This window comes from Marinomonas spartinae, from assembly GCF_016461715.1.
GTDB lineage: Bacteria > Pseudomonadota > Gammaproteobacteria > Pseudomonadales > Marinomonadaceae > Marinomonas > Marinomonas spartinae_A.
Window position 1 is genome coordinate 120,855 of the sequence record NZ_JAEMUI010000010.1, and the last position, 14,404, is coordinate 135,258.

13 protein-coding genes are annotated in these 14,404 nt (G+C 44.4%); 3 read left to right on the forward strand and 10 right to left on the reverse strand.

Annotation, left to right across the window (positions count from 1 at the left end):
• Positions 1-123: 123 nt before the first annotated feature.
• From JHD45_RS11085 to JHD45_RS11095, 3 genes are all read right to left on the reverse strand, one after another.
• Positions 124-960, reverse strand: a complete 837-nt coding sequence (locus JHD45_RS11085) for a transporter substrate-binding domain-containing protein (protein ID WP_199476583.1) — start codon at positions 958-960, stop codon at positions 124-126.
• 88 nt (positions 961-1,048) lie between these two features.
• Entirely contained in the window at positions 1,049-1,717 is a 669-nt protein-coding gene (locus JHD45_RS11090) for a GntR family transcriptional regulator (protein ID WP_199476584.1), read from the reverse strand.
• Between the two features lie 677 nt (positions 1,718-2,394).
• Complete coding sequence (locus JHD45_RS11095; RefSeq protein ID WP_199476585.1) at positions 2,395-3,240, reverse strand: SDR family oxidoreductase; 846 nt, start codon at positions 3,238-3,240, stop codon at positions 2,395-2,397.
• A gap of 85 nt (positions 3,241-3,325) precedes the next feature.
• On the opposite strand from JHD45_RS11095, the gene JHD45_RS11100 reads away from it, so the two are divergent.
• Both JHD45_RS11100 and JHD45_RS11105 read left to right on the forward strand, forming a co-directional pair.
• Entirely contained in the window at positions 3,326-3,754 is a 429-nt protein-coding gene (locus JHD45_RS11100) for a winged helix-turn-helix transcriptional regulator (RefSeq protein ID WP_199476586.1), read from the forward strand.
• A 151-nt stretch (positions 3,755-3,905) separates the two neighbouring features.
• Positions 3,906-5,033 carry an MFS transporter gene (locus tag JHD45_RS11105; RefSeq protein WP_199476587.1) on the forward strand — a complete coding sequence of 376 codons (1,128 nt, stop codon included), beginning with the start codon at positions 3,906-3,908 and terminating at the stop codon, positions 5,031-5,033.
• A 52-nt stretch (positions 5,034-5,085) separates the two neighbouring features.
• Here JHD45_RS11105 and gmhB read toward each other — a convergent pair whose 3' ends face one another.
• The 7 genes from gmhB to def all read right to left on the reverse strand — a co-directional run bounded on the left by gmhB (position 5,086) and on the right by def (position 12,577).
• Positions 5,086-5,643, reverse strand: coding sequence for a D-glycero-beta-D-manno-heptose 1,7-bisphosphate 7-phosphatase (gene gmhB, locus JHD45_RS11110; RefSeq protein ID WP_199476588.1), 558 nt, complete (start codon positions 5,641-5,643; stop codon positions 5,086-5,088).
• Positions 5,644-5,695: 52 nt separating this feature from the next.
• Positions 5,696-6,169 (reverse strand): Cys-tRNA(Pro) deacylase, encoded by a 474-nt coding sequence (gene ybaK, locus JHD45_RS11115; protein WP_199476589.1) that lies wholly within the window; start codon positions 6,167-6,169, stop codon positions 5,696-5,698.
• A 55-nt stretch (positions 6,170-6,224) separates the two neighbouring features.
• Positions 6,225-7,673, reverse strand: a complete 1,449-nt coding sequence (locus tag JHD45_RS11120; RefSeq protein ID WP_199476590.1) for a TrkH family potassium uptake protein — start codon at positions 7,671-7,673, stop codon at positions 6,225-6,227.
• A 108-nt stretch (positions 7,674-7,781) separates the two neighbouring features.
• Positions 7,782-9,155, reverse strand: coding sequence for a Trk system potassium transporter TrkA (trkA, locus tag JHD45_RS11125; RefSeq protein WP_199476591.1), 1,374 nt, complete (start codon positions 9,153-9,155; stop codon positions 7,782-7,784).
• Positions 9,156-9,532: 377 nt separating this feature from the next.
• Positions 9,533-10,939 (reverse strand): 16S rRNA (cytosine(967)-C(5))-methyltransferase RsmB, encoded by a 1,407-nt coding sequence (gene rsmB / locus JHD45_RS11130; RefSeq protein ID WP_199476592.1) that lies wholly within the window; start codon positions 10,937-10,939, stop codon positions 9,533-9,535.
• A gap of 5 nt (positions 10,940-10,944) precedes the next feature.
• Positions 10,945-11,943 carry a methionyl-tRNA formyltransferase gene (gene fmt / locus JHD45_RS11135; RefSeq protein WP_199476593.1) on the reverse strand — a complete coding sequence of 333 codons (999 nt, stop codon included), beginning with the start codon at positions 11,941-11,943 and terminating at the stop codon, positions 10,945-10,947.
• 127 nt (positions 11,944-12,070) lie between these two features.
• Positions 12,071-12,577 (reverse strand): peptide deformylase, encoded by a 507-nt coding sequence (def, locus tag JHD45_RS11140; RefSeq protein ID WP_199476594.1) that lies wholly within the window; start codon positions 12,575-12,577, stop codon positions 12,071-12,073.
• 294 nt (positions 12,578-12,871) lie between these two features.
• On the opposite strand from def, the gene dprA reads away from it, so the two are divergent.
• Positions 12,872-14,308 (forward strand): DNA-processing protein DprA, encoded by a 1,437-nt coding sequence (gene dprA, locus JHD45_RS11145; RefSeq protein ID WP_199476595.1) that lies wholly within the window; start codon positions 12,872-12,874, stop codon positions 14,306-14,308.
• The last annotated feature ends 96 nt before the right edge of the window (positions 14,309-14,404 follow it).

Consider the following 14,404-nt stretch of genomic DNA (forward strand, 5'->3'; position numbering starts at 1 on the left):
AGCGCTATAGCGGATGACTAAAAATGACACTAGCGGCATTGTTGCAGTTTTTGTAATAATCTCTTCCAAAGATAATTTGCTTTGGAAGAGAAAGAGCAATGATTTCACCGCTATGTGCGTGATTTAGCTGCCAGGTGTAATGTCTACTCCCATCCATTTTTCAGAAAGTTGTTTAATTGTTCCGTCAGCAATTGCAGATTGAATGGCGCTGTTTAGTTTCTCTCGAAGTTTGTCGTCATCTTTACGAACTCCTGCTCCGACACCTCGGCCAAATATACCGCCATAAAAACCGGGACCTGCAATCATAAAGTCCTGGAAACCATCATTTTTTAACGTTGCCGCTAGTACGGTGCGTTGTCCATAAATGGCGTCCACACGACCTGCTTCTAGATCAAGATCTCGCTGTTCAGTAGTTTTGTAGGTACGGATTTTAATATCATCGCCGAAGTATTTTTTTAGAAATTCATATAGCGTAGTGGAGGCTTGTACACCGACAGTTTTTCCTTTGAGCAAAGGACGTAATTTTTCTATTGCCGCTTGGGCTTTTTCTGTGTCGTTTAAAGAAACTTTCTCTGAATCGGTTGATTTCGCTAACTCACTGTCTTTTTCAACGGCAAAGCTTGAAGGATCAATTGCATAGGGCTGGCTAAAGCTCATCACTTCCAGTCGTTTGTCGGTGATGAACATGCCTGCCATGATGACATCGAATTTACCCGCCTTAAGTGCTGGAATCATACCACTCCAGTCCTGGGCAATAATCGTGCAATCCATCGCCATTTTTTTACACAGCACCTTGGCTAAATCTACTTCGAAGCCTGCCAATTGACCGTCTGATGTGGTGAAGTTCCAAGGAGGGTAAGCGCCCTCGGTAGCAATAGTAATGGAGTTTGATGCTGCATGAGCACCTTGATAAACACTTAAAGCGAGTAGTGTCGCGATCAGGTTAAACGTTTTTTTCATAACTTGAGTTCCTTTTGTTCCTAGCTGTTTTTTACAGTCTTTTAGGAGATTAATACTGCGGAGTTATTCGTCAGTATCGAGAATCAATCTACGCCGAAGGGCGAGGATTGGGGGTTGCATACTCGGCCAGCAAAGGGGCTGTTTCGAGTATGTGTTCTTTAATAACGTTTTCAGCCAAATTAACATCGCCAGATTTGAAGGCGTTGATTAGCTCTTGATGTTCTTGTCGTGAACTGATGGGTTTTTCGATTGAATCAAACCAAATGCGCATATAGGGTTCGATAATGATGTGCTGTGCCGCAATTTGCCGGATAAGTTTTGGTCGGCCTGATAGACGCACTATGTAATTGTGAAACTCTTGATGTTGAACGACCCAATCAGTGCCGCTTTTTGATCCGGCAAACTCCATTCTGTCGAGCAAAAATTCTAATTCGGTAATCACATCTTGATCTATGCGCGGCATTGCCAATCGAATGGCTAATCCTTCCAGTACCGAACGGATTTCAAAGTTTTCGTAGAGTTCATCAAGTGTCAGTCCGGCCACAATACAGCTGCGATTGGATCGCAAAATGACCAAACCATCTCCCGCTAAGCGTCTTAAAGCTTCTCTTACTGGCATCCGGCTGACACCTATTTGAGTGGCGATATCATCCGCGATCAATCTGGAGTTGGGCGGGTAATGTCCCATCCGCAACTTATTTTGAATGTAGCGATAAGCTTCTTCTTCTGCTGTTGCAGCTTGAGTTGTAAATAGCATGCTCACGATTTTCCTATCATTTTATAAATTGGATACATTTATCCAATAATACACAAATATAATATTTGGCAAGCTTTATTTTTGTATCCCCCCTTTGGGTAGGTATTAGAAAATGTAGGAAAAATCCAATTTCAGATGGCTAATCAATTGATTTATATTGAGAAAAATATTAAGAAGAAGGGAATATGAAAGGTGTCTTCCAAGAAATTTTTTAAATAGCGTGTATTGTTAGCTATTAGTTATAGCAGTGGGTTTATAAAGTTGTTGCGATACTGTCTTCGATGGGAGCTGTTGATTCTGTCCAGTCTGAATCTCACTATCTCTTCTATGGTCTGCGGTGAATTGATGATTGTCGCGTACCTCACCTGTTATCGGCTCTCGATTGAGCGGGTGAAGGTTGAAAAAATTACCACTAAGTTTAGTCTGCCTAAGTTACTTTATAGTTTAGTGAATAACAAAGCCCTGATAGGGATCGTTCTCAGCTCCTTGTGCCTGCTGGTTTGTCCTTTACTCGGTCAGCTATATTGGTATCGCTGTTTTTACTTTAGTTTGTTGTGTTTACAATGAGTAATTAGGTAACAGTTTTATTTATTTTAAGAAAATAGGAACAATAAGAGAGTCAAAGAGCCACTTTGTGTTAAGACGTGGCTCTTTTTGTTGTTAGTGGTAGGAAGCGCTTAAAGTGCGGCTTTGATACTGTCTTCGATGGGGGTTGTCGGGCGGCCGATGAGAGTAGATAGATCTTTGCTGTCGCTAAATAATCCGCCTTGAGAAGCACCTGTTTCTGAGTTCGCTAGAATGGCAGCGAAGCCTTCTGGTAAACCAGCACCAACCAGAATTTTAGCGTATTCGGCTTCTGGGACATTTTGGTAACTGACGGTTTTACCTGATACCTTGCTAATGGCTGCGGCGTACTCGCTGAGCGTAAAGGCGTTATCACCAGCCAATTCATATACTTTGCCTGCTTGGCCTTCTTTAACCAATACGGCTGCCGCTGCGGCCGCGTAGTCTGCACGTGCTGCGGTAGACAGTTTTCCATCTCCAGCACAGCCAACCACACCGTATTCTAAGGCTGTCGCGACACCCATGGTGTAGTTTTCTGAATACCAACCATTGCGAAGCAATACATAAGGTACGCCAGAGTCCACTAACAGTTTTTCGGTTGCAACATGTTCTTCTGCCAAAATAAGCGTAGATGTGTCGGCATTCAAAATACTGGTGTAAGCAATGAGTGATACCCCTGTTTGTTTGGCGGCATTGATGACATTGCCGTGTTGAGGTGTGCGTTGTCCGACTTCGCTAGAAGAGATCAACAGTACTTTATCTACCCCTTCCATGGCGGCGACAAGTGAATCAAGGTCGTTGTAATCGGCCTGACGAACCTGAATGCCCTTCTCTGCTAAATCCGCGTTTTTCTCTGGGTGTCGAACCGCTGCAATGATTTGATTTGCTGGGGTGGTTTTTAACAAGTTATCAATCACCAAGCGGCCTAATTGGCCTGAAGCACCTGTAATTAGCATCATGAGTTTTTCTCCTTTTCGTTTGAATCTGTTAAGGATAGAATATATCACTAACAAACTTTTGGTAAGTACATACAAAAAGGTAAGTATGAAAAATAATTCGATCTCTCATTCCATAGAGAAAAACAAAGTAGTAGAGAAAAAATCAGATATTGCCCATTCGTTTGAACGGGGGGATGTGTTTTCCGATAAGTGCCCTTCTCGTGCAGTACTCAACCATGTGACCAGCCGTTGGGGGGTATTGGTATTGGTAGCATTAAAAGATGGTCAAGTTCATCGTTTTAGTGAATTGCGCCGTGCGATTAACGGAGTGAGTGAAAAAATGCTCGCCCAGACATTGCAGACATTAGAGCAAGATGGCTTTGTTCTGCGGACATCTTACCCTGTTGTTCCACCCCATGTGGAATACAGTTTGACCACTTTGGGTTTTGAGGTCAGTGAGCGTGTCGCGGCCTTAGTGAATTGGCTAGAAGATAATATCCTGCTTATTTTAGAAGGGAAATCTCAAGTACAGTGAGAAAGAAAGTCCTATAACCTGCCATTGTTGGGCTATTCACTGGCTTATGGGCATGATTAAATCCAAGGGGTGATTATCTATTCAGATGATTCATGCAGATACCTGCCTTAAGGTTGTTTCCCCCTATCATAAAAAGAAGATGGATGCTGCTATGAAGGAATTAGCGCGGACCGCCACTTACTGTTCGATGTTTGTGGCTTCGGGTGCAGTAAGTGGAATACTTGGACCAAGTTTGATTTATTTGGCTCATCTGATTCATGCCTCGGTAGCAGAGATATCGGTGGTGTTTGGTGCACGCGCTATTGGCAACATTGTAGGTGCATTGATCGCAAGTCGCATGTTTGATCGCTGGCAAGGTCATCATTATCTTATATTGATGTTGATCTTGGTGATTATTGGCTTGGTGTTGGTGCCTTTTGCTGTGAGTTTAACCATGCTGGTTGCTTTGTTCTTTTTGCTGGGGGCGACCGAAGTATCGGTCAATGCGGGTGGCAACATGATGATGTTATGGTTACATAAGGAAAAAGTCGGATCCTATGTAACGGTTCTTCATTTATGCTATAGCTTGGGTTGTATGATCGTTCCGTTGGTTTTGGTCTTTAGCGAGTGGTTAGGCCAAGATTATGGCATGGGTTATTGGTTACTAGCATTATATGCGCTGATTTTTCCGTTTTTATTGTGGTGTCAACCTAGTCCCCGTTTTCAGGCTCGTGAGAGTGAGGTGGTGCCTGCTACCAAGCAGAAAACAACGTTTATTGCGTTTCTTATGATCATTTTCCTTTACGTTGGTTTTGAAATCACCATTGGTGGTTGGATTAGTACTTATGGTGTTCTTATGGGGAAAGACCAAAACCAAGCAGCTGTATTGGTCTCTTGGTTTTATGTTGGTTTGTCTGCTGGTCGTTTGCTCTCTGTGCCTTTGTTACGGTGGATGCCATTGCGTCATTGTCTGTATGGGCTGATCTTTATTAGTTTCATTGGCAGTGTGTTGATGTATACGGCTACCAATATTTCTCTTGTGGTGATTGCGTTGCTACTTGGTTTGGGATGTTCGGCGATCTTCCCAATGTTGTTTGCTTATGCCAGTAGTATTATGTCGTTAAACGGTAAGAGAGCGGGGCTGGTGTTTGTTTGCTGCGGCTTAGGTGCATTAGTCGCTCCTTCTTTGACAGGACCGATTATTGGTGAGTTTAGTGTCTCTGCGTTTCCTGTGGTGTTGATTGTGCTGGTGCTGTTAATAGGGATAAGTTGGCGTCGTTTTGACAAGATGACTACGTAAGGTCGATTCAATAGAAGTAGAGTAAATACTCACTTACCCTACTTCTCTTTATTTACTGGTATTTATGCAAGGTTGCGATAGCGAATGCCGATAGGTCTGTATAAACGTCGAAATAAAAATCGATGTCTTTGTATTGGGTTTCACGTCCATTCCCTGTAAGTACCAGTACAGGGGAACAGCCGCGCGCTTTGCCCGCTTCCAAGTCGCGTAGCGAGTCGCCGACCATGATGGCTGGGGTGGTTTCGAAGGATAGCCCCAGTTTGGTTTCAATGGCTTCAATCATGCCGCTCTTTGGTTTGCGGCAATTACAGTTGTCATCAGGACCATGCGGACAATATTCGATACCAGCGATCGTGCCGCCCTCTGCTTCCACTAATTGAATCATTTTGTCGTGCATGGCCTGCAATGTTGCTTCGTCATAATAGCCACGTGCAATGCCTGATTGGTTGGTGACCACAAAGACCTGAAATCCGGCTTTGGATAAAGCGGCAATGGACTTGATACTGCCAGGCAGTGGAATCCACTCATCCACAGACTTCACATACGCATCGGAGTCCTGGTTAATGACACCATCTCGGTCTAGTAGAATGATCGGCTTAACTTGCGCCATGTTATGTCCTTTCGCTGTTGAGTAAAATGAATAAGCTCTTATTAAGAGTAGGTTATTTGCTATCGCGAATGTTTGCGAAGCTGGCTTTGCGGCATGCCAAGCTTAAATCATCGGGCGTTAAGCCTATGTCTAAACCGCGTTTACCGCCACTTATGTATATTTTTTCTAGTGCTTGGGCGCTGTCGTCAATGCAGGTGGTTAGGCTTTTCTTTTGCCCTATCGGACTAATACCACCCACCAGGTACCCCGTGAGTCGTTCTGCTTCTTTGGGATCCGCCATACGAAGCTTTTTCACTTTGAAGGCCGCCGCTGCACGTTTTAGGTTTAAGGTACCAGTGACGGGAACAATCGCAACAAAAAATTGTTTGTCATCGCTCACCAATAAGGTTTTAAATACACTGCTGGCAGCGATGTTGAGTTTCTCGGCGGCTTCCTCTCCAAAGTTTGTGCAACTTGGATCATGTTCATATTCGTGTATAGAGAAGTCGATTTTAAGCTTCTTTAATTGATTGATGGCTGGTGTCATTTGCTTTCCTATTCTTTTTCTATTTTTTCTCTTGTCACGCTTATCTGTGTAACCGTTACTTTTGCCAAAACATTGGCGTGAATAATACCAGTAAAGTGAAGACTTCTAAGCGTCCAAGCAACATGGCAAAGCATAGCATCCATTTTGCTGAATCATTGATCCCAGCAAAGGTGCTGGAGACACTGCCTAAACCGGGTCCTAAGTTATTGAGGGTTGCCGCCACAGCAGACCATGCGGTTACTTGATCAACCCCTGTTGCCATTAAACCGATCATCAGTATGACATACACCAATAGATAGGCAGAAAAGAATCCCCATACTGCGGAGACGACTCGTTCTGGAATGGCTTTACCGCCGACTTTCACAGGAATGATAGCGTTGGGGTGGATTAAACGCTGAATCTCTCGTAGGCCCTGCTTAAGGATTAAGAGAATACGGATGACCTTCATACCTCCCCCTGTCGAACTGGCACAACCGCCCGCAAAGGAAGTGACGATTAATAGGAAAGGTAAAAAGTGTGGCCAAGTGGCGAAATTTGCTGTGCTAAAGCCAGAGGTGGTAGCAATGGAAACCGACTCAAAGACGGCGTAGCGTAATGAGGTGCCCCAGTCGTAGGTTGAGGTCATCCCTAATACGATCACCGATAAAGTGATGGTACAGGTCAAAATAAACAAGAAGAAGCGCGCTTCGGGATCCGCGAGATAGTGCCAAACGCTTTTATGGCGCCACGCATGAAAATGTAATGCAAAGTTAAAAGCGGAGACAATCATAAAAAAGGTGGCAATCATCTCGATGCTAATGCTATTAAAATAGCCAATGCTATCGTCGTGTGTCGAAAAACCACCAATTGCCACTGTGGAGAAGCTATGACAAATGGCATCGAATACACTCATGCCAGCCAACCAATACCCAAGGGCGCAGAGGATGGTTAATGTGGCATAGATGTACCAAAGTGCCTTGGCGGTTTCGGCAATACGAGGGGTCAATTTCGAGTCTTTGACTGGTCCAGGTGTTTCGGCTCGATACAGTTGCATACCTCCTATTCCTAACATCGGCATGATGGCAACCGCCAAGACAATAATCCCCATGCCTCCTAACCAGGTCAGCAATTGGCGATACAATAGGATGGATTTAGGCAAATTGTCTATGCCCGTTAGGATAGTGGCCCCTGTGGTGGTGAGGCCAGAAACCGACTCAAACAGAGCGTCGGTAAAGCTTAGATCGGGTTGTGAGGCAAGAAAGAAAGGTACAGAACCGAACAAGCCTAAAACCGTCCAGAATAATACTGTAATCAAAAAGCCATCACGGATTTTCAACTCACCACGATTTTTTCGTACCGGAAACCACAGCACAAAGCCGCATAGCAGATTGATGGCCATGGCATACAAAAAAGAGTCTAGCTCGCCATCGTGATAAATCAGGGAGACAATAATGGGCGGCAAGATCGATAGGCTGAACACCATGACCAATAACCCAATGACGCGTAAAATCACTCGAAAATGCATACTAGCTTCCTGGCACCTGACTGTCTTGAAGGTCTTGCTTTAAGGTCCTATTTTGGGTGAGTTTTTTAGAGAAGACTCGCCATGATTCCATTACTCGCCATGATTCCATTAAAAGAAAGACAGTCCGACTTGGAATAACTGCTCAACCGCAGGGATTTGTTTTTTGTTCGAGACAAAGATAATGACATGGTCTTCTGCTTGGATGATCACATCCCCTGTTGCCAAAATCACATCGTCCTCACGTACAATTGCGGCAATGGTCGCACCTTCCGGTAAGTTCACTTTGGCAATACTTCGGCCTACCACTTTGGAAGAGCGATAATCCCCGTGAGCCACCGCTTCTAACGCCTCGGCTGCTCCTTTTCTCATAGAGTGTACGTTGACCACATCGCCTCGACGAATGTAAGTCAATAAGGAACTGATTGTTGTTTGTTGGGGCGAAATGGCGATATCTATCATGCCCTCTTGGACAATATCCACATAAGCTGGGTTATTGATGATGGTCATAACGGTACGTACCCCCAATACCTTAGCCAACATGGACGACATAATGTTCGCTTCATCATTGTTAGTCAGGGCACAGAATACGTCCGTAGACTCAATGTTCTCTTCCTGTAAAAGTTCTTTTTTAGAGGCATCGCCATTTAGCACAATGGTCTTATCAAGCGTTTCAGACAGATAGCGACAACGTTCTGGATCACGTTCAATGATTTTTACGCGATATTCTTTTTCAAGGCTGTGGGCCAAACGCTCACCAATGTTTCCGCCACCGGCAATAATGATTCGGCGGTATGGTGTATCAAGGGGACGTAATTCACTCATGACATCCAATACATCTCGCTGCGCCGTTAGAAAGAACACTTCGTCGTTGGCATGAATACGTGTATTACCATCCGGCTTGATCGATGCGCCATCGCGATAAATCGCCGCAATGCGCGTTTGAATAGACGGCATGTGCTCTCGTAAATAGCTGATGGGTTGATCGATTAATGGGCCGCCTTTTTCGGCTTTGACGACCACTAGCTGAACTTTACCATTGGCAAATTCCATCACTTGTAGTGCGCCTGGGTAACGGATCAAACGGCTTAAATGTTTGGTGACTTCCTTTTCTGGACTGATTCTGACATCGATTGGCAGTGCCTGATCACTGAATAGCTCGGGGTACTTTGCATAAGCACTGGAGCGCACTCGACCAATTTTTGTGGGGGTTTTAAACAAAGTGTGGGCTACTTGGCAAGCCACCATATTGGTCTCGTCTTGGTTACTGACGGCAATAAGCATGTCGGCGTCATTGCACCCTGCCTGTTCTAGTACATCTGGATGTGAGCCACTGCCTTCGACTGTCTGGATATCGAGTCGATCTTGTAATTCTCTAAGGCGCACTAAGTCCGTATCAATAACCGTAATATCGTTGTCTTCATTCGCGAGATTTTCTGCGAGCGTTGCACCAACCTGGCCTGCTCCGATAATGATGATTTTCATAGTCTGCCTTAAAGCATGTCTTATTTATATTATTTAACTTAATGATCCATGGTATTAGGGATATAGAATAGTCCCTAAACTCATGCTGCCTATATGTTAGGCTTAATGCTCTTTACATCAAAATAATAATTAGCGCTATAACCTAGAAAAACACAAAAAATTTCATGATCCTTAGCCTAGAGCGAGTGCGCTGGTTTTGATCGAGTGTCAGTACTAAGATAGAGATGTTTCACATGGAACGTCTCTATTTTAGACTTAGGACTTTTCGTTTCTTAACACCCAAATTTCTAAGTGTATATCAGCCTTTTAGTTTGTCCAAAAGACGCTTTTGCAAAAATACAAAACGCCCTTTACCCCTTTACAACGTCAGCAAACAATCATTGCTTTTTCAGTAAACAATAGTAGAAACCATCGTGACCTTTTAGGGTAGGGAAAAGCTGGCGACCATGCTGGGCAGGAACCCCCCACTCCGTTTGTAAATCGGGATTCAATGTGTTCAGTGGTACTTCAATGGCGTCATCATGGGTCGCTAAAAATCCGGCGATTTGTTGTTCGTTTTCTTCTGGCATTAAGGAACAAGTTGCATACAAAAGATAACCACTAGGCTTCAGGGTTTGCCATACTTGATCGATTATGTGTTTTTGAATAGCCGATAATTCATCAATATCGGCGGGTTTACGGTTAATTTTAATATCGGGATTACGACGAATCACCCCTGTCGCGGAGCAAGGTGCATCGAGTAGAATTTTGTCAAATGCTTGGCCGTCCCACCAAGTTGATAGTTCGCTGGCGTCCGCACATTGCAGGTTTGCCATAAGACCAATGCGCTCTAAATTCGCTTCGATTTTTTCTAACCGCCAAGGTTCTAACTCGACGGCGGTGAGATCGAGGATGGCATTTGCATTTTGATGGCTAGCTTGATGGCTAGCGGCAAACTCAAGCAAGTGTCCTGTTTTCCCTCCTGGTGCAGCGCATGCATCGAGCACTTTCTCTCCGCTTCGAGGGGCTAGAATGTGGGCTGCGAGTTGTGCAGATTCATCTTGAACACTGGAAAAGCCTTTTTCGAAATCAGGTAACTCTGTCACTTTTATGGCTGACCTTAGATACAGAGCTGATGGCGATGCTTGACCAATGGTCGCATCTATTCCCTTTTCGATTAAGTTTTCAAGATATGTTTCACGTGAAACGACACTTGTGTTAACTCGAATACACATGGGTGGATGGCTGTTACTTGCCTCGATGATTTGTTCAAAGTGTTCAGGCCAATGTTTAACAAAGCGTTTGACTAACCATTTTGGATGATTATATTCGACGGAAGGCATAGCCTCTAATTGACCTATAATCTCATCCGCCTCACGTTGATAACGACGCAAAACAGCATTCATTAACTTGGTCGCCCAGTCTTTTTTTAGCGAACGACAGGCTTCAACGGTTTCATGCACCGCTGCATGGTCTGGGGTATTCATGTAGCCTAATTGATACAAGCCAAGTAATAAGGTGGCATACAAGTCCGTGTCTTTTTCCTCAAAGGGATGACTAAGCAAGTGTAAGGCGATGCTATTTAGAAGAGGATACTGACGGCAAACACCAAAGCACAGCTCTTTAAGCAGTGGAATATGCTCGCTAGAGACATCCTGTTGGTGACGAGCTAATTGCGTACTTAAGGCCCCCTGTTGGCTTAGTACACCGGTGATCACCTGTATGGCGACTAGACGAGCACTGTGTTGGATGGACGGTGCCCCATTGGTAGTGTTGTCTACGATCTTCTTATCAGGAAATGTCATGTTATTTACTCTACTGAACTGAGACCTAAACATTGGCCTATTTGAATGGCTTCTTTGTGTTTACCATTTAATGCGTCTTGGACTTTCATACGCTTGCCTCCTGGAAACTGAATCTCGGTAAGGCGAATGGTGCCATTGCCTGTTGCTACAATCACCCCCTGCTTACTGACCACCAAAATATCCCCTGGGGATGAGGTATCAGCACTCACATCGGCAAGCTCCGCTTGGTGGATCTTCATGACGCCTTGGCTACTTTGAGTATAGGCGACAGGCCAAGGGGATAACCCCCGTATTTTACGTTCGATTAATGTTGCTGGTTCATCCCAGTTGATTTCCGCTTCTTGCTTGGTCAATTTAGCTGCATAGCAACTTAACGAATCCTCTTGTTTCTCTGGTATCAGTTCCCCTACTTTGATTTTTTCCAAAGCATCAATCAGGGCACTGCCGCCGAGTTTGGCTAGTTTGTCATGAAGGCTACCGGAAGTATCGGTAATTTTGATATCGCAGTAGGCCTTTAATAACATGTCTCCCGTATCCAAGCCTTCATCCATTTGCATGATGGTTATCCCCGTCTCATCATCCCCAGCGATGACGGCACGATGTATTGGGGCAGCACCACGCCAACGAGGCAAAATAGAACCATGTACATTTATGCAACCCATTTTAGGAATGTCTAGCACTGCCTTAGGAAGAATGATGCCATAGGCCGCAACGATCATGATGTCGGCATTTAAAGCCGCTAATTCTGCTTTGTCTTTGTCTGCTTTAAAATTGAGTGGCTGAAAGACGGGAAGATGGTGGGACAAAGCTAATTGTTTCACTGGGCTAGCAAGGAGTTTTTGACCGCGTCCAGCCGGACGGTCCGGCTGTGTGTAGACACCAATGATGTGGTAATGGTTTGCATCTTGGTTGTCTAACAGTGCTTGTAGGCTGGCAGCCGCAAAATCGGGCGTGCCAGCAAAGACGATGCGAAGTGGCGACAATTTTTTAGTGTTTTGAGTCATGATGTTTTGGGTTCCTTAACAAAAAAATCAGGCCAAGGCCTGATTTTGAGAACGGTAAAATCGGAGTTAAGTGTTTCCGTCTAACCGCTTTTAAATAAATCTTGAAAGATGAAGCGATAGATAGCAATTAGTCGCGTTTTTTGGCCGCTTTTTGCAGCTTGGTCTTAATGCGATTACGCTTAAGTGGTGATAGGTAATCCACCATCAGCTTGCCGTCTAAGTGATCGACTTCATGTTGAACGCATACTGCAAGTAACTTATCGACTTCCATTTCAAAAGGTTTGCCATGTCGGTCTAACGCTTTTACTTTCACTTTTGCCGCACGGTAAATATGCTCGTAGTAGCCTGGAACCGACAAGCACCCTTCTTGGCACTCATTTGGTTCATCGTCGACTATCTCAAACTCTGGGTTAATAAACACCAAAGGATCCGTATGATCTTCTGAGAAGTCCATTACGACTAAGCGGTAGTGATAGTCTACTTGCGTTGCCGCAAGGCCTAAACCTTTTTCTTCGTACATGGTGTCAAACATGTCATCGATTTGTTTTTGCAATGCATCTGTAAATTCTGTAATCGGCTCTGCGACTTTGCGCAAACGCGGATCAGGGTATTCTAGTACGGGTAACACAGCCATGATCTTGTCCAGTATCTTCTTTGTCTATTCTAAGTCTCTAAATACGCAAGTGCTCACTGCGTATTCGTTTTTTGCGTGCTTATACACGGTTTGATATGTGTCTATTGTAACGCAACTTGCCCTATTGGGCAGCGCTATGATGGCGGTTTTTTGGTCAATAAAAAAGAATTGCTCCAATAGGTGTTGTCTATTTCTAGACATGTCATCTGAAAAATGCGATTTTCAAGGCCATGCTATAGGATGGTATATTTCAGTTTTATCTTTAATTTTATACAGCGCAAGGATCGCCACAGTATGACCACCTCTAATTTATCCGCTTTATCATCTTCCCTTTCAGATTCGAAGGGTTCTCATTCGAGTGATGCAGACTTAGTGAGTAACCCTTGCTCCTTACTGAGTGAAGAAGATTGGCTTTGTCTGAGTTTTCTTACTGGCATTGGTCCGTCTCGTCTCTCTCGTTTATATACCTACCTAGAGCACTTAGTGACAGATACGTCTGAGTTGCCTGAGTCAACTCACTCGCCCGTTTCAGGTGATCTATTTGAAAGTGATTTACCAACTGAGGCTGAGCTGCCCAAACAAGACTCTAATCATCCGATTACCTATGAGTTATTGCGCTCGTTAAAGTGGCCAGAAATAACCGTACGTGAAGCTATGTCCTATCTAGAGTATGGGCAGTTGACAGAGGAACAAAGTCAAAAACGTGAGATAAGTTTAGACTGGCTAGAGAAAGCTGATCATCATATGCTTTTTCAGCATCATCCAGCTTACCCTGATGCATTAAAACAGATATCGGTGGCACCGACTTTTTTGTATGTGGAAGGTTCATTAGAAGTTTTGTCTGAGCCAAAAGTTGGCATTGTTGGAGCGCGTCATTGTACCGGCTATGGTCGAGAAGCGACTTTGCAAATTGCTGAACAACTGGCGAAACGTGGTGTTTGTGTGGTCAGTGGAGGGGCTCGTGGCATTGATACAGCTGCCCATCAAGGGGCGCTTAATGCTAGAGCGACGCCGACCATAGCGGTAATGGGAACCGGGTTACTTCACCGCTATCCTAAGCAAAATGCCAAACTGTTTGAGTCGATTTTAACCCAAGGCGGTGCGTTATTGAGTGAATACCCTTTAATGACAGACGTCCGCGCGCACCTCTTCCCGCCTAGAAACCGTATTATTAGTGGGTTGAGTTCCGGTGTTTTAGTGGCGGAGGCCTCACCTAAAAGTGGTTCATTGATCAGTGCAAATTACGCCATGCAACAAAATAGAGAAGTCTTTGCTTTACCTGGTCGTGTGGTGGACGCCCAGTCGGAAGGTTGTCATCAGCTTATTCGTCAAGGGGCGATTTTGATTCGAAATGTTAATGACATTTTTACTGAGTGCCCTGCACTGCAGCAAATTGCCTCTGAAGGAAAGCTGCAGAATGTTTCACATGGAACATTGGCCAAAAAATCAGATTCTTATAGCAAAGCCAAAGTCGCTGATCTAGCTGACCTTAATGTGGATCAAAACAAACTTGGTAGTGATATGAAACGTTCATTAACCTCCTTGCCTGAACTTCTTTCAAAGGAAGCAAAAAAGGTTGCGACAATATTAGAAGAAGACACTCAAGCTTTGGATTTTGATGCGCTGATTCGTCACTCTCAGTTGACAGCACAAGCTCTCATGCAAGCCTTGATGGAGTTAGAGTTAAGTACCTGCATTGTAAATTATAATGGCAGGTACGAACGCTGTTAGGCGTGTTAGTTTTAGTTATTGTAGGCGTTGGAATTATTGTGGGACGTCAGGAAGATAGAAGTGCACCGAGAGAAAAACGTACCAGGAGAAAAGTGC